This window comes from Bosea sp. Tri-49, from assembly GCF_003952665.1.
In the GTDB taxonomy this organism is placed as follows: Bacteria; Pseudomonadota; Alphaproteobacteria; order Rhizobiales; family Beijerinckiaceae; genus Allobosea.
In genome coordinates this window covers 2,739,826-2,756,802 of the sequence record NZ_CP017946.1, presented here as the reverse complement: position 1 = coordinate 2,756,802, position 16,977 = coordinate 2,739,826, and the positions used below count along the sequence as shown (strand labels likewise).

Here is a 16,977-nt window from a genome sequence, read left to right as displayed (position 1 = left end):
CGGAGGCAGGATGAGCGCGCCTACTATCGAAGCTCTGGCCGGTATCGTCGGCGCGAAGAACGTGATCACCGACGCTGATGCGATGGTGCCCTATCTCAAGGAGCCGCGCGGTCTCTTCCACGGCAAGGCGCAGGCGGTGGTGCGGCCGGGCTCGGCCGCCGAAGTTTCGGCCCTGATGAAGTGGGCGAGCGAGACCGGCGCGACGATCGTGCCACAAGGCGGCAATACCGGCATGGTCGGGGGCCAGACCCCGGTCGCCGAGGGCCGGGAGATCATCCTGTCGCTGCAGCGGCTCGACAAGATCCGCTCGGTCGATGTCGATGGCGACACCATGACCGTCGAGGCCGGTGTCATCTTGCAGAAGGCGCAGGAGGCGGCCGAGGCCGCCGGGCGGCTCTTCCCGCTCTCGCTCGCCTCGGAAGGCTCCTGCACGGTCGGTGGCAATCTCTCCAGCAATGCTGGCGGCACCGCGGTGATCGCCTATGGCAATGCCCGCGAACTCTGCCTCGGCCTCGAGGTCGTGCTTGCCGACGGCCGCGTCTGGAACGGCCTGCGCCAATTGCGCAAGGACAATACCGGCTACGACCTCAAGAACCTCTTCATCGGTTCGGAGGGCACGCTCGGCATCATCACCGCCGCCGTGCTGAAGTTGTTCCCGCTGCCGACGGCGCGCGCCACCGCCTTCCTCGCTGTGCCCGATCCGGAAGCGGCGCTGTCCCTGCTCAACAAGGCCAAGGCCAGCGCCGGCGGCACGCTCACCACCTTCGAGATCATGCCGCGCATCGGCCTCGACTTCGTCGTCCGCCACGCCAGCGGCGCCCGCGATCCGCTGTCGGAGCCGTCGCCCTGGTATGTGCTGATGGAGGTCTCGGCGCAGGCCGAAGCCGGGCTCAGCGAGGCGGTCGAGGCCTTCCTCGGCGAGGCGCTGGAAGAGGGGCTCGTCACCGATGCCGTGCTCGCCGGCTCGCTCGGCCAGCGCGCCGATCTCTGGAAGCTGCGCGAGATGCTGTCCGAGGTGCAGACCCATGAGGGCGGCTCGATCAAGCACGACATCTCCGTGCCGCTCCACGCTACGCCCGAGTTCCTGAAGCGGGCTACCGCCAGGGTCGAGGCGATGGTGCCGGGCTGCCGGCCGGTGCCGTTCGGCCATCTCGGCGACGGCAACATCCATTTCAACGTCAGCCAGCCGGTCGGCGCCGACAAGGCCGCCTACCTCGCCGGCTGGAGCGCGATGAACGAGGCGGTGCACGCCATCGTCACCGAGCTCAAGGGCTCGATCTCAGCCGAGCACGGCATCGGCCGCCTCAAGCGTTCGTTGTTGCCGGGCGTCAAGGACCCGGTCGAGCTCGACCTGATGCGGACGGTGAAGGCGGCGCTCGACCCGAAGGGCGTGCTCAATCCCGGCTCGGTGCTGTAGCGCATGAGCGAGCGCCGGCCGGTCTTCCAGGAGGTGCTCGGCGAGGACTGGCACCAGCTCGGCGAGGTCATCCGGCGCCACTACTTCCTGCGCTCGTTCAGCGACGATACCATCTGCGTCAAAGGCGTGATGCACGAGGTCGAGCACAGCGCCTTCGCCAGGCTGCTGCTGCCCTTTGCCCGGATCGTCGGAGCGCTGGTGCCCTATCGCGGCCGCGACGTACCGATCGAAGTCCACTACGCTGCCCGGCCCGAAGACGGGACGCTGCATTGGGATCGGGTGTTCCATTTCGCCGGGCGCAAGCCGTTCCATTTCCGCTCGCGCATGCAGCAGACCGGCGCCAACCAGGTCATCGAATTCGTCCGCTTCGGCGTCGGCATGCGCCTCAGGGTCACGGCGGAGGAGGGGGCGCTGGTCTTCCGCGACGAGGGCTATGTCTGGCGACTTCTCGGCCTCGACCTGCCTTTGCCGGTCGGGCTTCTCCTCGGCACGGGCTATATCGAGGAACGGCCGATCGATGAGCGCAGCTTCAGCATGCGGATGACGCTGAAGCATCCGCTCTTCGGCGAGCTGTTCCGCTACAGCGGCACCTTCTCGCTTCCAGAGGAGGCGGTGACCACGGGCGAGGTCGCTGGTCGCTGAAGCACTACAGAGCCATATCGCTCTTGGTGACGCGGCAGATTTCGGCGAGCGCCAGCACCAGATGGTAGAGCACCCGAACCGGGACCCGCTCGCTCATCGGCTGCCCCTGGTCGTCGAGCTGGTTGACCCATAGCCCGTTCTTGGCGTCGACGAAGTGCCGGAAGACCAGGCGCAGATGCTGTCCGAGCCGTATCGCGGCATCGTCGTCGCCCTCGAATTCGATCCGTGCGGCGAGCGCCTTCAGATATTCCGTCTGCGGCCAGAGCAAGGCTGCGCCGTTGAGGACGCGGCCTGTCGGGTCTACCTCGTTCACGACGAGCTGCGATGGATTGACCGCCGCATCGACCTGACGTTGCCCGAACGCATGGAGCTTGTGGGCAGTCTCGCGAGCCTCGCTCGAACCGGTCAGCCGCTCGTGGTGATAAAGCAGCCACGTCCACTCGAAATGATGACCGGGCTCCCGGATCAGCCCGCGCGGGCCCGGGAACGTCGCCCAGTTCTCATCGAAAAACTCGCCGAGCGTGCCATTGGCGTCCAGCATCCGCTCCCGCATCAGCCGCACGAGCCTTTCGGCCGTCGCTAGCCAGCGCGGATCGGGCGATGCCGCCGCGAGAGCGTGGCAGGCCTCGAGCAGGTGCATATGCGGGTTCTGGCGCCGGGGTTGCGCGCCCAGCGTATCCTCGCGATAGCCGCCGGCCGGATGCGCCAGCTCGCCATTGAGGAAGTCCATCACCTCTCCGGCGGTTGCCAGCGCGTCCGTCTCGCCGGTCGCCTTGGCGAACCAGCCGAGCGCGAACAGGACGAAGGCGAGATCGTAAAAATCGGACCTGCCGTCGACCGCTTCTCCGCGCGTCGTGCAGGAATGGCCGAAGCGCCCGTCGGCGCGTCGGCAGACGCTCGTCAGGAAGGCGAAGCCGTGCCGCGCGGCGGCCAACGCTCCGGGCACGCCGAGGAGATGCGCATGGCTGAAGACATAGGTCAGCCGTGCCGTGATCAAGGTGGTGCGCAGATCGCTGGCCTCGGGCGTCCCGTCCGGCCCGAGATATTCGACGAAGCCGGGCTGGGCCGGGTCGAAGGCGCGGGCGATCCAGCCCGGCAGCAATGTATTCGTCAGCCAGGCCTTCAGATCATCTGGGGCGGTGCTCAAAATGCTTCCATCCATGGAGCCCCGCATGAGGCAGGTTCGATCCAGCGCAAAGGCCGCTCAGGGCGTCGCGACATAGCCGTCGCGGCGCGGGTCGCAGGCGCCAGTCAGTCGGCCCGTGGCCGGATCGCGCGACACCGCCTGCATGCCGCCGACTCGCATGGTCCAGCCGCCCTCGTTCGCGAAGATGCCGTGTCCGCGCTCGGCCAGCGCGGCGATCGTCTCTGTGGGAAGCCGGTTCTCGACCTCGACTTCGCGCCCATCCCAGAGCCGGGCGCGTGGCGCCTCGATCGCGTCCTGCAAGGGCAGCCCGAAATCGACGTGCTGGACCATGGCCTGCACCTGCGTCTGCAGGATGCCGTAGCTGCCGGGCGTGCCGAGCGCGAGCACCGGCGTGCCATCCCGCGTCGAGAGGGTCGGCGACATGCACATCGGCAGTTCCGAGCCCGGCAGCGAGCGGTTCGGGCTGCCGGGCTGGACATCGGCCCAGTAGAGGAAGTTGTTGAGGCTGACCCCCGTGCCCGGCACGACGACGCCGCTGCCGAAGGGGCTGCCGATGCTCTGCGTCACGCAGATCAGATTGCCGTCGCGGTCGGCGATCGAGAACGAAGTGGTGTGGCCTGGGTCCTCGCCTGCTGGCGCCTGCGGCATCCATTGTTCGGTCGGGCCGTCGACTGGCTTGCCGTCGCGGACTCGCGCTCGCAGATTTTCGACGAACGGCTCGGACAGGATCTCTGCAAGCTTCTCGGGCTTGGGATTATTGTGCGCGATCCGGACGCCGGCGGCGAGGCGGATGGCGCGATAAACGATGTCGAGATGCTCGGCGCCGTTGCTCTCCAGCTTGCCGAGATCGAAGCCGTCGAGGATGCGCAGGGTCAGCAGGAACTGGAAGCCTTCGCAGGCCGGCGGCGGCACATGCACCTGCCGATCGCGATAGGCGACGGCGAGCGGCTCGCGCCATTGCGGGGCGACCTTGGCGAGGTCGGCCATGGTCAGCGTGCCGCCTTGCGCCTTGAGATGGGCGACGATCGTCTCGCCGAGCGGACCCTGGTAGAGATGACCCGGTCCCTTGACGGCGATGTCGCGCAGGGTCGCCGCCAGCTCGGGTTGGTGCAGGATCTGGCCGAGCGCGACGCTTGTCCCGCCTTCGCGCAGATAGTTCCGCGCCCAATTCTCGTAGAGCTCGGGCCGCTCGCGCAATAGCGGCGCCTGCTCGTTGAACTCGGTCACGCCGAACTCCGCGATCGGGAAACCATCTTCGGCGAGAGCAATCGCCGGTGCGAATATCTCGCCGAGTGAGAGGCGGCCATAGGCGCGGTTGAGTTCGCACCAGCCGGCGAGATTGCCGGGCGGAGCCACTGCGAGCGCACCGCGCTCGAGGTCGGAGCGCTGGCTGAAGCGCTCGATTGGGAAGCTCTCGGGCACGCGGGGCACGAAATCGAGGACGCGGACGCGCTTCTCGGCCGCGACCCACATCGTCGCCGAGCCCATGCCGGCAAGGCTCGACATGAACGGCTCGACCACATTGAGCGCCGCCGCGACCGCGCCGACCGCGTCGAAGACGTTGCCGCCCTGGCTAAGGATGCGGGCACCGGCCTGCGCCGCCAGCGGATGCGCGGCGGCGACCATGCCGTGCAGGGAGCTCATCGTCGGGCGGCGGCCATCCATCTGGGGCGTTTCCTCTGTTGGTCTCGTTTGGGACGAGAGTAAGCGCGTCGTCATGGCCTGCGCTAGAACAGGCTGCCCTGTGCATCGTCCGGGCTGCCCCGACGAGGACGCATGACGGGCTTGGCGGGGGGCGCCGGCGCCGAAGCGGGATCGAACGGCTCTTGCACCTCCGGCCCGTCATTGGCGACCTTGTTCACCGCGGGGCCGAGCCGGAGCATCTCCAGAAGATCGTCCGGCGAGGGCTGCAGCAGCGCCTGCAGATCGGCCGGTTCGGCCGCCGGATCGAGCCAGGTGTCGAAAGCTTCGGGCGGCACGATGACAGGCGAGCGGTGATGGATCGCCGCCATCTGCCCGTTCGCCGATCCAGTGACCATCGCGACCGTGTCGATCTCGGAGCCATCTGGACTGTGCCAGGTCTCCCACAGCGCCGCGAAGGCGAAGAAGCCCTGATCGGGCTTGCGGAAGAGGTAAGGCCGGTTCTCCTGCTGCCGGCCTTCGCCGAGGCGATGCCATTCGTAGAAGCCATCAGCCGGCATCAGGCAGCGCCGGCGGATGAAAGCGGCGCGGAAGGAGGGTTTTTCGCGGGCGCTCTCGCTTCGGACATTGATGACCAAAGGAAAGGTCTTGGGATCCTTGACCCAGCCCGGGATGAAACCCCAGCGCATCAGGATGAACTGGCGCCGGCCTTCGTCGAGCCGGACGACAGGCACCGGCTGCGTCGGCGCGATGTTGTAGCGCGGCGGGAAGTTCGGCTGCTCGCGATAGGCGAAGGCCTCGCGCATCGCCTCCGGCGGCAGGGTAATGGCATAGCGACCACACATCGCCCGATCAGTTCCGTCTTATCGCGACCGGATCAAGACTTTGTTTGCTGTTGGCACAGCATAGTCGCGCCGCTTCCGGGGCCTCTTCATGTCTGCTTCCGCGACCGAGACATCAGCGACCGCGGCGGGCGGAACCACACCGCAACTCTCGACCGACTATCTCAACCGCCACAGCGAGGCGCTGATGCTGCTGGAGATGGTGCCGCTCGACCGCGAGATCGTCGGCGATCTCAAGGCCTGGCGCGGGCTCGGTTATGTCGAGCATTTCGCAGTGTCGCCGCTGCGCTGTGCCGGCGAGGCCACTGCGGCTTATCGCGCGCTCGGCAGGCGCGAGGCGGAAGGTTTCGAGCAGCTCTGCGCGGCCATGGATCGGCTGGTCTATACCGCGACGGCATTGCTCGACGAGATGCCGGCAGAGGAAGACCCAGCGCTGATCGTCGATGTCGCGAGCCTGTCGTTGCGCCGCCTCATCGCGCGCGCCACCGCCTTCATCAATGCCAATGGTCAGGGCCAGGCGGCCTATATCGATGCCGGTGCCGTGCAGGCCGACATCGATGCCGTAATGGCGAGCTAGACGCTCCGCACGCCGCCGAGCAGGAATTCACGGTTGCCGTCGCCGCCCTCGATCGGCGAGGGGGTGAGCCCACTGACGGTGAAGCCGAGGGCGGTGACCGCGTCCGCGATCTCCGCGCAGATCTGCTCCTGAAGCGCCTCGTCGCGCAGTACGCCCTTCTTCAGCGCCGAGCGCCTGGTCTCGAATTGCGGCTTCACCAGTGCGATCAGCCGGGCTTGCGGCGCCAGCAGCTTTGCCACCGCCGGCAACACCAGCTTCAGCGAGATGAAGCTGACGTCGATCACTGCGAGTGTCGGCGCCTCCGCAAACAGGCCGGGATCGAGCGTGCGGATGTCCTGGCTCTCCAGGCTGGTCAGGCGGGGATGGCCGTGCAGGCTCTCATGCAACTGCGCCTGGCCGACATCGATGGCGTAGACATGCGCCGCGCCGCGCCGGAGCAGCACGTCGCTGAAGCCGCCGGTCGAGGCGCCGACATCGAGGCAGGTCAGACCCTTGGGATCGAAGCCGAAGGCGTCGAGCGCGGCGGCGAGCTTCACCCCGCCGCGCGAAACGTAAGGGTGCGCCGCCTGCGCCTCGATCTTCGCCGCTGCGAGCACCGTCTCCGACGCCTTGCGCAGCACGATGCCATCGGCGCTGACGAGGCCCGCGGCGATGGCGGCTTGCGCCCGCGCACGGCTTTCGAAGAGGCCGCGCTCGAGCAGCAGCAGGTCGGCGCGGACCCGGCGCGGCAGGCCGGCGGTCATGGGCTCAGGCGCGCCGTGCGGCGCTGGCGGGGCCGAGCGCGGTCTCGACGGTGCGCACGATCCCGGCGGCGTCGAGCCCGGCCTGCGCATACATCGCCTCGGGCTTGTTATGCTCCTGGAAGATGTCGGGCAGCGTCAGGCTGCGGATCTTCAGGCCGCGATCGAGCGCGCCTTCGCGCGCCAGCAATTGCAGGACATGGCTGCCGAAGCCGCCGACCGAGCCTTCCTCGACCGTGACCAGCACCTCATGCTCGCGGGCGAGGCGCAGAATCAGCGCCTCGTCGAGCGGCTTGGCGAAGCGGGCGTCGGCGACGGTGGTCGATAGCCCACGCTGGCCGAGCTGCTCGGCGGCCGCGAGGCATTCTGCCAGCCGCGTGCCGAGCGAGAGCAGGGCGACCTGCGTGCCCTCCCTGACGATCCGGCCCTTGCCGATTTCGAGCGGCACGCCGTGCTGGGGCATCTCGACGCCGACGCCCTCGCCACGCGGATAACGGAAGGCGATCGGCCCGTCGTCATAGGCGGCGGCTGTCGCGACCATATGGGTGAGTTCGGCCTCGTCGGCAGCCGCCATCACCACCATGTCTGGCAGGCAGGCGAGATAGGCGACGTCGAAGGCGCCGGCATGGGTCGCGCCATCGGCGCCGACGAGGCCAGCGCGGTCGAGCGCAAAGCGCACCGGCAGTTTCTGGATGGCGACGTCGTGCACGACCTGGTCATAGGCGCGCTGCAGGAAGGTCGAGTAGATCGCGCAGAACGGCTTGAAGCCTTCGGTCGCAAGGCCGGCCGCGAAGGTCACCGCGTGCTGCTCGGCGATACCGACATCGAAGGTGCGCCCGGGGAACTCCTTGCCGAAGGCGTCGAGCCCGGTGCCGGACGGCATGGCGGCGGTCACCGCCACGATCTTCTCGTCCTCGCGCGCCGCCTTGACCAGCGCGTTGGCGAAGACATTGGTGTAGCTCGGCGCGTTCGCAGGCGCCTTGGCCTGAAGGCCGGTGACGGGATCGAATTTGACGACGCCATGGTATTTGTCGGCGCTGGCCTCGGCCGGCGCGTAGCCCTTGCCCTTCTGCGTCACGACATGGACGAGGATCGGCCCGGTCTCGGCATCGCGGACATTGCGCAGCACCGGCAGCAGATGGTCGAGATTATGCCCGTCGATCGGCCCGACATAGTAGAAGCCGAGCTCCTCGAAGAGGGTGCCGCCGGTCCAGAAGCCGCGGGCATATTCCTCGGTCCGCTTCGCTTTCTCGTGGAAGAAGCGCGGCAGCCTTTCGGCCAGGTACTTCGCGACCTCGCGCAGCGAGCGATAGGTCCGGCCCGAGACGAGGCGGGCGAGATAGGCCGACATCGCGCCGACCGGCGGGGCGATCGACATGTCGTTGTCGTTGAGGATGACGATCAACCGCGAGCCCGTCGCCCCGGCATTGTTCATCGCCTCATAGGCCATGCCAGCCGACATGGCGCCGTCACCGATCACGGCGATGACGTTGTTGCGCCTGCCGGCAAGGTCGCGCCCGACGGCCATGCCGAGACCAGCCGAGATCGAGGTCGAGGAGTGGGCGGCGCCGAATGGGTCGTACTCGCTCTCCGCCCGCCTGGTGAAGCCCGAGAGGCCGCCCGGCTGGCGCAGGGTGCGGATCTCGCCGCGGCGACCGGTCAGGATCTTGTGCGGATAGGCCTGGTGACCGACATCCCAGATCAGCCGGTCTCGCGGCGTGTCGAAGACATGATGCAGCGCGACGGTGAGCTCGACCACGCCGAGCCCGGCGCCGAGATGGCCGCCGGTGACGGATACGGCGTCGATCGTCTCGGCGCGGAGCTCCTCGGCGAGCTGGCGCAACTGCGCATCGTCGAGCCGGCGCAATGCGGCGGGATCGGGCGTCTGGTCGAGAAGCGGAGTGTGGGGGCGAGGCAAGGGCTGGCCGAAGCTTGCTGGATCGTGCCTCCGAAATAGTCTTTCACGGCGACGCTGGCAAACCGGCTTGTCGTCGCAGCCGGGCAGGAAACGGGTGGGAGCAACCGCCCCGATCTGGAAAATCGGGACCATCCTCTTCGCTGGACGCCTCCCATGACCTCGCCCTTCTTCATCGCCCTGCTGCTCGCGGGTGTCACGGCGCAGTTCGCCGATAAGCTCGCGCTCGACACGATCACACTTGCTGCGACTCAAGCCGGCGCGACGCCGCGCTTCGTCGGGTTGCTCGTCGCGGCGCAATCGGCCGCCTGGCTGCTGATCTCGCTGCCGGCCGGCGTGCTCGCCGATCGCATGGCCCCGCGCACGCTGATCCTCGCCGGCGGTGCCTTGATGGCGCTGGGCTCCAGCCTCGGTGCGGTCCTGCTCGCAAGCGGCGCGATCGGGCCCTCATTGGCGCTCTCGACTTTCATCGCGGCGGCGGGGCCGGTCACCATCGCGCTCTCGATCTTCGTGCTGATGCCGAAAGCAGTGACGCTCGCCGAGCTGCCGCGCGCCAATAGCCGGCTCGAGCTCGGCCGCGCCGCCCTCAGCCTGATCGCGCCGCTGATCGCCGGCTGGGCTGTGGCCCGCGCCTCGGGCTGGCTCGGCCTCGGGCTGTGCGCTGCCTGCGGCGTCGTCGTGATCCTTGCGGCCGCCCGCCTGCCCGCCGAGAAGCCGCCGGCGCAGCCGCGCCAGCCCTTGCATCGCGCCATCGCCGAGGGCGGCGCCTTCGTCGCGCGCCATCCCTATCTCAGGCCGATCGCGCTCTGCGCCATCGGCTGGAACCTCGCCTTCTTTGCCTTCATGGCGCTGCTCGCGCCCTATGCACTGCGCGTGCTGGCGCTCGATCCCGCGACGGTTGGCCTGGCCTCGTCCGTGTATGGCGCGGGCGCGATCGCGGCCGCCCTCTCCGGCGCCTGGCTGATCGCGCGCCTGCCGACCGGGTTCCTGCTCGTCTTCGGCCCGGCGGTCTCGCTCTTCGGGGCAACCGCGCTGGCGCTTGCGCCGCCGGCGCTGGGCTGGCCGGCGCTGGCACTCGCCTTCTTCCTGTTCGGCTTCGGCCCGATCCTCTGGTTCATCACCCAGACGACCTTGCGTCAGGCGGTGACGCCGCAGCCGCTGCTCGGCCGCGTCAGCGCGACGATCACCACCGCCATGTACGGCATGCGTCCGTTGGGAGCGCTCGCCGGCGGCCTCGCCGGCGAATGGTTCGGCGTCGAGACGGCGATGTGGCTGCCGGTTATCCTGTTCGGACTGTCGACGCTGGCGATCCTGGCCTCGCAGATGCCGCGGCTGCGGGCGATGCCGGCAGGCGAGCTCAGCGCTCCGGCAGCGGGATGAACTCTTCCTCGTCGCCGGGCACGGTGTCGAATCGGCCGGTCTTCCATTCCTGCTTGGCCTGGTCGATCCGCTCCTTCGAGGATGAGACGAAGTTCCACCAGATATGGCGCGGGCCGTCCATCGGCTCGCCACCGATCAGCATCAGCCGGCTCTGGTCGACGGCGAGGATCGAGATGCGGTCGTCCGGCTTGAAGATCAGCAATTGGCCGGCGCCGAACTCGTCGCCGGCGATGTCGATCTTGCCGGTGACGATGTAAACGGCGCGCTCGTGATAGTCGGGGTCGAGCGGCAGGATCGCGCCCGGCGCCAGCACGGCTTCGGCATAGAGCGTGTCCCAGGGGAATTTCACCGGCGAGGTCTCGCCGAAGGCCGAGCCCATGATCAGGCTGACGCGCTTACCCTCGCCGACGATGCGCGGCAGCTCCAGCGCGGCGTGGTGGATGAATTCCGGCGCGACCTCCTCATGCGTCTTCGGCAAGGCGAGCCAGGTCTGGATGCCGTAGAGCTTTGGCGCCTTCAGCCGCTCTTCCGGCGCGGTGCGCTCGGAATGGACGATGCCGCGCCCGGCCGTCATCAGATTGACCGCGCCCGGTCGGATCGGCAGCGCCGTGCCGAGCGAATCGCGGTGCATGATCTCGCCGTCGAAGAGATAGGTGACGGTGGAGAGCCCGATATGCGGATGCGGGCGCACATCGATGCCCTCGCCGAGCAGGAACTCGGCCGGGCCCATCTGGTCGAAGAAGATGAAGGGGCCGACCATCTTGCGCCCGATCGAGGGCAGGGCGCGGCGCACCGAGAAACCGCCGAGATCATGCGCGCGCGGCACGATCACCTGTTCGAGCGCCTCGCAGGAGCGGGTGTCGCCCGCGATCGGATCGTGGTCGGGCAGCTGCGACATGGCGATGTCCTCCTGTGAGCTCGGGAAGACTGGCCCCGGACGCGGTGCACGACAAGGGTACAACCGGCCGCAGCGGGCTCGACGCGGGCGGCCGGAGAAATTATCGATAATCCATGGCCAGTGAGAAATCCGAGACCCTTCCAGTCCGCATCAGTCGCGTCCTCGCCGAACGGATCATTTCCGGGCAGCTCGAGCCGGGCGCAAGGTTGCGGCAGGACCATGTCGCAGCCGAGTTCGGCGCGAGCCATGTCCCGGTGCGCGAAGCCTTCCAGCGTCTGGAGGCGCAAGGGTTGGCCGTCAGCGAGCCGCGCCGCGGCGTGCGCGTCGCCGCCTTCGACCTGCGCGAGGTCCGCGAGGTCGCCGAGATGCGCGCGGCGCTGGAGGTGCTCGCTTTGCGCCATGCCGGGCCGCATCTGACGCGCGCTATCCTCGACGAGGCCGAGGAAGCGACCCGCGCCGGCGACAACTCGCCCGATGTCCGCGCTTGGGAGGAGGCGAATCGGCGCTTCCACCGATTGATCGTGACGCCTTGCGCCATGCCGCGCCTGCTGGCGGCGATCGACGACCTCCATGCCGCCAGCGCCCGTTTCCTGTTCTCGGCTTGGCGCTCGGACTGGGAGGCGCGTACCGACCATGACCACCGCGCCATCCTCGCTGCGTTGCGTGTTGGGCAAATCGATGAGGCGGCCGCGATTCTCGCCCGCCATGTCCAGTGGATCGGTTCCAAACCCGTGCGGACCGCCGCTGGCGGAACCCGCGATGTCTTCACGATACAGGGCTGAGGCCGGGGCCGGAGCCGCGGTTGGCATGGCTGCAGCCCCGCTGTGCATTTTCGCGCGCGGGACAGCCACGCGCTGCTGACTTGCAATCCGATCGGTCTTATGGACTCTAAGATAGATCGGCTTGCTAAATTATCTATAATTTTGGAATCGATGGAGAGCAGACCCATGAGCGATCTCAGCTACGCCGCGCCCGCCCGCTTCAGCCCGCTCGATCTGCAGGCGCGTCCGGCATTCGTCCAGCTCGGGGCCGTCGTTCTCGGCACTCTGGTGCTGGCGATCGCTTCGCAGATCAGCGTGCCGATGGTCTCGGTGCCGATGACCATGCAGACGCTGGCGGTGATCCTGATCGGCGCGCTCTATGGCTGGCGGCTCGGCGCGCTCACCATCCTCGCCTGGCTGGGCGAGGCGGCGCTCGGCCTGCCCGTGTTGGCGAGCGGCAAGGCCGGCCTCGCCCCGTTCATGGGGCCGACCTCTGGCTACCTGTTCTCATTCCCGCTCGTCGCGGCGCTCGTCGGCTTGCTGGCGGAGCGTGGCTGGAACGGCAGCCGGCCGGCTTTCGCCTTCGCTTCGATGCTGCTTGGCCACGCTCTCTGCCTGCTGCTCGGCGGGCTCTGGCTTGCGACGCTGATCGGCGCGGAAAAGGCCGTGCTTGCCGGTGTCGTGCCCTTCCTGCTCGGCTCGCTGGTGAAGTCGGGACTTGGTGCCGCGATCCTGATGGCGCTCGTGCGCCGCACGAACAAGGCCGAACAGGCTTGAGTCGGAGCAGGCCGGCGTCTCGGCGCCGGCCCTATCCACGAGTACCGGTCAGGCGGCTTGCCGGGTTTCGAGCTGGGCGAGCCGCGCGACATAGTGGTCGGCGGCTGCCGCCAGCGCTTCGGCATCAGCTCGGCGCACGTCATAGACCAGGAACGGTTCCTGCCAGGCGAGGGCGCAGCGATGTGCCGTCGCCTGCAGCGGTTTCAACAGGTCGCGCAGCGAGAACAGATTGGCTCCGCTCGGCGTGTAGGCCTCGGGAACGTTGCCGGCGGTGGCGGCGATAAGGATCGGCCGGCCGGCGAGCTTCGCGCCCTCCGCGGCGTAGTGGATGTAGAACATCCGGGTCAGCACCGCGTCCTGCCAGGCCTTGAGCAGCGGCGGCGTCGAATACCATTGCACCGGGAATTGCAGGACGATGCGCCCGGCGGCAAGGAGCCGCGCGACCTCCGCATCGCCGTCGATCTGCCCATCCGGATAGAGCGCCTGCATATCGACGACGGTCGTGCCGGGCCGGCTGCTTGCGGCTTCCGCCAGCGCCCGGTTGGCGCGCGAGCTGCGATAATCGGGATGGAAGAGCAGGATCAGCGTCTGCGTCATGGCGACCTCCTTGGGTTCGACAGGAGGATGCGGTGCGCTCAGAAATTACTCCAATGGATGATCGATATATCATATTATCAATCTCATGAATTTACGCATCGTCGATCTCAACCTGCTCGTCGTGCTCGACGTCCTGCTCGACGAGGCGCATGTCTCGCGCGCGGCCGAGCGGGTCGGCCTGTCGCAGCCGGCCGCCTCCAGCGCGCTGGAGCGCTGCCGCCACCTCTTCGGCGACCCATTGCTGCTGCGGGGCAGGGGGCGGATGCGCCTAACCGCGAAGGCGCAGACGCTACGGCAGCCGCTGCGCGACATCCTTGCCCAGGTCACCGGGTTGCTCGACGCGCCGGAGCCCGATCTGAAGAGCCTGGTGCAGATCGTCAGGGTGATGACGGCCGAATTGCCGCCGGCCCTGGTGACGGGCCGGGTCTATGAGCGCCTGATGCGCACTGCGCCGGGCCTGACGCTCGCCATCCTGCCCTGGCAGGGCGCGCAGGCGACGCTCGACACGCTGGCGCAGGGGCGGGCCGATCTCGCCATCTCGGTCTTCCCGACGATCGACGCCGATTTCACCCGAAGGGAACTGCTGCGCGAAAGCTATGTCGTCGCGATGCGCAAGGACCATCCGGCGCGGACCGGCTTCGATCTCGATCGCTGGCTCGCCTTCCCGCATGTGCTTGTCTCCGGGCGCGGTGAGACCCATGGTCCGCTCGACGAGGCGCTCGCCCGGCTGGGTCGCAAGCGCCATATCGGCCTGGTCGTGCCGAGCTTCCTCAGCGTGCCGCCCTTGCTGCTGAGTTCCGATTTGATCGCGCTCCTGCCGAGCCGGACCTTGCCACCCGATGAGGCTGATCGCTTCGCCACCTTCGAGCCGCCGGTCGCGGTCGAGGGCTTCCCTCTGCATCTCGCCTGGCACCGGCGCAGCGAGCGCGATCCGGCGGTCCGGCATGTCGCACGCCTTATTGAAGCCGTGCTCGGCGAAGCAGCCGCACTCAGTCCGCGGGCCTGACGCTGGCCATGATAGCGCGGCCGGCTTGGTGGCGCTCGCTGCCGGTCTCGCAGGTCTTGCAGATCACGCCGAGATAGCGCCCGTCGATCACCGTCTCGGCGAACAGCCCGGACTTGTAGTTATGGCGGGCGTCGGTCTCGATCGTCCACCAGTCGCGTGGCCCAAACGCTGCGCGCCAGCGGCTGCAGCACCTGCGCATCCTTGCTGGTACTGCGCAGCACGGCGCGGATGCGGAAATAGCGGTCGGTCGGCGCAGCGTAGAGCGAGGCCAGTCGCGCATTGTCATCCGCGCCGGCAACAAGCTGTGTCCGCGTCAGGATGGTGCAGGTCTCCTGCGTGCGCTTGCAGGCCGGTGTTTCGCAGACCAGCTGGATCCGGGTCCGCCCATCTTTGCCAGTTTCGCCCTCTGCGGGGTCATCGACCCGCCAGCCTTCAGGCAGATCGAGCAGGAGACCATCGGGTAGAGGAAGCGGCTCCGCACTCACTCGCCCGGCCAGAAGCGCGTAGCCGATTAGGGCAATGCAAAGCGCGAACTGACGGCGTCCGGTCATGCAGCCTCTCCGGAACGGCCGATATGTGTGGCCGTCAGCCGATCGAATAGCTGCATCTGGTCGGAATTGAGGACGCGGACCGGCAGCAGCAGGGGATCGCCATGACGCAGGACGAGGAAGATATGGTCGCCGCGCCGCTCGATGCCGGTGAAGGCGGCCCAGTCATAGCGATGGGCGATGCCGCGCTGCCGGCTGGCGATACCATCCGCCGAGAGCGTGACCTCGATCGCGTCGTCCTCGGCGCGCTGGTGCAGGGTCTTGCCGAGGCCCTTCGCCTGCTGGCGCAGCGCCCAGGGATTGAACACGGCACCGAGCAGGACGAAGCTAGCGACGATCGCCGTGACCGGCCAGAAGGTTACCGCCCACATCTCGGCGAACAGCGGCAGGGCGAATTCGAAGGGCACGCGATCGGGATCGATCACCCAGAGGAACAGCATCACCGCCGGCACCAGCAAGAGTGCCAGGACAAGCCCGATCGCAAGACGGCGCAAATGGCGGCTGCGCGGCCAGAGCCGCATCTGCTGACGCTGGATCGCCGCTACCCTGTCTTCCGGCGTCAGGTGAAAGCGCAGTACGAGGGCCGATTCGCCGCTCGGCTCGGCCGCGAGCAACTCTGACTCGTTATGATCCGGCTTGTTGGCCTGCCCGATGCAGAACGCCGCCCAGTCGCGCGCCTGCGCCTGCTGCGCAGCAGACAGCTCGCGTTGGGGCAGGGCGACCAGCTCGTCGATGCCGGTGATCTCGACGAAGAGGTGCTCCGGCCCCTCGGCGAGCCCACGCAGCCGCCAGCTCGCGACATGGCTGGCGTGGTGGGGCTCGCTGCCGTCGAGCCCGCCCTCGTGCAGGCGGAACTGGCACGGCGTCGGCGTGGTGAGGCCTTCATTACGAAGCCAGCGCTTTATCCGGCTGCGCATCATCAGGCCGTGCAGCAGATAGGCAAGGCCACCGATCAGCACGAGCGCTGCCAGGAAAATCCCGAACGGGCCAGCAAGCGCCTCCAGGAAACCACGCCAGAGCAGTCCCGGATTGCGGCGTCCACCCTCGCTCCAGATCATCGAGATCGGCCCGAGCATGACGAGGAAGAGCGCGATGCCGGTGAAGATCAGGATACGCCGGCGCTGCCTCGCGATCAGGTCGCGATAGAGGTGCAGCATGCCGGCGATGCGGTCTTCGCCGGTGAGCGAGATCGCAAGGTCGAGCGGCGGGGGAGCTGCGAGCGGCCTGCTCGATATGGAAGGCGTGGTGCGCATGCCGCGGCGCGCCGGCTGCGTTCCTAGTTCCCGACGTCGAGCGGCTGGGTTCCGGTCGGCTTGCCGTCGGCCCCGAGCGTGATCTTCTCGATGCGCGCCTCGGCCTGCTTCAGCAGCGCATCGCAGCGCGCCTTCAGCGCCTCGCCGCGGGTGTAGATGTCGATCGATTCTTCCAGCGCCACGTCGCCGCGCTCAAGCCGGGCGACGATGCCCTCGAGTTCCTTCAGGGCCGCCTCGAAAGGCAGGCCGGCGACATCGGCATTGGTCTTGGCGTCGGTCACGGGAGTGATTCCTGTTCGGCGGCCGTTATCGGCTCTGATGCCCGCTCCCGCAACCCCGGCTTTCACATCGGCAGGGCCGAGGTCTTCTTGATCGTGCGCAGCGTCAGCGTCGACTGCACCCGGGTGACGCCCGGCAATTGCGTGATGATGTCGGTGTGGATGCGCTCGAAATCGGCGCTGTCGCGATAGATCACCCGCATCAGGTAATCGTGCGCGCCGGCGAGCAGGTGGCATTCGAGGATCTCGGGCAGGTCCTGCACCGCCTTCTCGAAGCTCTCCAGCGAGGCGCGGCCCTGCTGGTCGAGCGTGACGAAGACGAAGGCGGTACCGGGGAAGCCGGCGATGCGCTCGTCGAGCATCATCACATAGCCGCGGATCAGCCCGCTCTCCTCGAGCTGGCGCACACGGCGCAGGCAGGCGGAGGGCGAGAGGTGAACCTTGTCGGCCAGGTCGGAATTGGTAATCCGGCCATCCTTCTGGAGGATGCGCAGGATCGTCTTGTCGCGGGAATCGAGTTCGATCTGCATCGCTGGGGCGTCGTCCCGTGGGCCGGTG

At 68.0% G+C, this 16,977-nt stretch carries 18 protein-coding genes; 7 read left to right on the top strand and 11 right to left on the bottom strand.

The window, feature by feature from the left end; translation table 11 throughout:
- Positions 1-10: 10 nt before the first annotated feature.
- A complete protein-coding gene (locus tag BLM15_RS13540) occupies positions 11-1,417 on the top strand; it encodes an FAD-binding oxidoreductase (protein ID WP_126113247.1) in 1,407 nt (468 codons plus the stop codon).
- A gap of 3 nt (positions 1,418-1,420) precedes the next feature.
- Positions 1,421-2,059: a DUF4166 domain-containing protein gene (locus BLM15_RS13535; protein ID WP_126113246.1), complete on the top strand. Its 639-nt coding sequence runs from the start codon at positions 1,421-1,423 to the stop codon at positions 2,057-2,059.
- A 4-nt stretch (positions 2,060-2,063) separates the two neighbouring features.
- Here the strand turns inward: BLM15_RS13535 and BLM15_RS13530 are convergent, their stop codons facing one another.
- From BLM15_RS13530 to BLM15_RS13520, 3 genes are all read right to left on the bottom strand, one after another.
- Entirely contained in the window at positions 2,064-3,206 is a 1,143-nt protein-coding gene (locus BLM15_RS13530; RefSeq protein WP_164547512.1) for an AGE family epimerase/isomerase, read from the bottom strand.
- A 57-nt stretch (positions 3,207-3,263) separates the two neighbouring features.
- Entirely contained in the window at positions 3,264-4,871 is a 1,608-nt protein-coding gene (locus BLM15_RS13525) for a gamma-glutamyltransferase family protein (RefSeq protein WP_126113244.1), read from the bottom strand.
- A gap of 62 nt (positions 4,872-4,933) precedes the next feature.
- Positions 4,934-5,692, bottom strand: coding sequence for an SOS response-associated peptidase (locus BLM15_RS13520; RefSeq protein WP_126113243.1), 759 nt, complete (start codon positions 5,690-5,692; stop codon positions 4,934-4,936).
- 88 nt (positions 5,693-5,780) lie between these two features.
- On the opposite strand from BLM15_RS13520, the gene BLM15_RS13515 reads away from it, so the two are divergent.
- A complete protein-coding gene (locus tag BLM15_RS13515) occupies positions 5,781-6,266 on the top strand; it encodes a hypothetical protein (RefSeq protein WP_126113242.1) in 486 nt (161 codons plus the stop codon).
- On the opposite strand, the gene BLM15_RS13510 is transcribed toward BLM15_RS13515, so the two are convergent.
- A complete protein-coding gene (locus BLM15_RS13510) occupies positions 6,263-7,009 on the bottom strand; it encodes a TlyA family RNA methyltransferase (RefSeq protein ID WP_126113241.1) in 747 nt (248 codons plus the stop codon). The genes BLM15_RS13515 and BLM15_RS13510 overlap by 4 nt on opposite strands.
- A 4-nt stretch (positions 7,010-7,013) precedes the next feature.
- Positions 7,014-8,924 carry a 1-deoxy-D-xylulose-5-phosphate synthase gene (gene dxs / locus BLM15_RS13505; protein WP_126113240.1) on the bottom strand — a complete coding sequence of 637 codons (1,911 nt, stop codon included), beginning with the start codon at positions 8,922-8,924 and terminating at the stop codon, positions 7,014-7,016.
- Positions 8,925-9,077: 153 nt separating this feature from the next.
- On the opposite strand from dxs, the gene BLM15_RS13500 reads away from it, so the two are divergent.
- On the top strand, positions 9,078-10,301 hold the full coding sequence (locus tag BLM15_RS13500) for an MFS transporter (RefSeq protein ID WP_126113239.1): 1,224 nt from the start codon (positions 9,078-9,080) through the stop codon (positions 10,299-10,301).
- Here BLM15_RS13500 and BLM15_RS13495 read toward each other — a convergent pair.
- A complete protein-coding gene (locus tag BLM15_RS13495) occupies positions 10,279-11,199 on the bottom strand; it encodes a pirin family protein (RefSeq protein ID WP_126113238.1) in 921 nt (306 codons plus the stop codon). The two genes, BLM15_RS13500 and BLM15_RS13495, sit on opposite strands and share 23 nt — an antisense overlap.
- Before the next feature lie 113 nt (positions 11,200-11,312).
- On the opposite strand from BLM15_RS13495, the gene BLM15_RS13490 reads away from it, so the two are divergent.
- On the top strand, positions 11,313-11,981 hold the full coding sequence (locus BLM15_RS13490; RefSeq protein WP_126113237.1) for a GntR family transcriptional regulator: 669 nt from the start codon (positions 11,313-11,315) through the stop codon (positions 11,979-11,981).
- Positions 11,982-12,146: 165 nt separating this feature from the next.
- Positions 12,147-12,737, top strand: coding sequence for a biotin transporter BioY (locus tag BLM15_RS13485; RefSeq protein WP_126113236.1), 591 nt, complete (start codon positions 12,147-12,149; stop codon positions 12,735-12,737).
- 48 nt (positions 12,738-12,785) lie between these two features.
- On the opposite strand, the gene BLM15_RS13480 is transcribed toward BLM15_RS13485, so the two are convergent.
- The gene (locus BLM15_RS13480) at positions 12,786-13,334 is read right to left on the bottom strand and encodes an NAD(P)H-dependent oxidoreductase (protein ID WP_126113235.1); all 549 of its coding nucleotides are present in this window, start codon (positions 13,332-13,334) and stop codon (positions 12,786-12,788) included.
- 85 nt (positions 13,335-13,419) lie between these two features.
- On the opposite strand from BLM15_RS13480, the gene BLM15_RS13475 reads away from it, so the two are divergent.
- Positions 13,420-14,340, top strand: coding sequence for a LysR family transcriptional regulator (locus BLM15_RS13475; protein WP_126113234.1), 921 nt, complete (start codon positions 13,420-13,422; stop codon positions 14,338-14,340).
- Between the two features lie 119 nt (positions 14,341-14,459).
- On the opposite strand, the gene BLM15_RS13470 is transcribed toward BLM15_RS13475, so the two are convergent.
- From BLM15_RS13470 to BLM15_RS13455, 4 genes are all read right to left on the bottom strand, one after another.
- Complete coding sequence (locus tag BLM15_RS13470) at positions 14,460-14,891, bottom strand: hypothetical protein (protein WP_126113233.1); 432 nt, start codon at positions 14,889-14,891, stop codon at positions 14,460-14,462.
- Complete coding sequence (locus BLM15_RS13465; RefSeq protein WP_126113232.1) at positions 14,888-16,141, bottom strand: YcxB family protein; 1,254 nt, start codon at positions 16,139-16,141, stop codon at positions 14,888-14,890. The genes BLM15_RS13470 and BLM15_RS13465 overlap by 4 nt, the downstream gene beginning before the upstream one ends.
- A gap of 23 nt (positions 16,142-16,164) precedes the next feature.
- The gene (locus BLM15_RS13460; RefSeq protein ID WP_057187566.1) at positions 16,165-16,422 is read right to left on the bottom strand and encodes an exodeoxyribonuclease VII small subunit; all 258 of its coding nucleotides are present in this window, start codon (positions 16,420-16,422) and stop codon (positions 16,165-16,167) included.
- A gap of 62 nt (positions 16,423-16,484) precedes the next feature.
- Entirely contained in the window at positions 16,485-16,949 is a 465-nt protein-coding gene (locus BLM15_RS13455) for an Lrp/AsnC family transcriptional regulator (RefSeq protein ID WP_193219601.1), read from the bottom strand.
- Positions 16,950-16,977 lie beyond the last annotated feature (28 nt).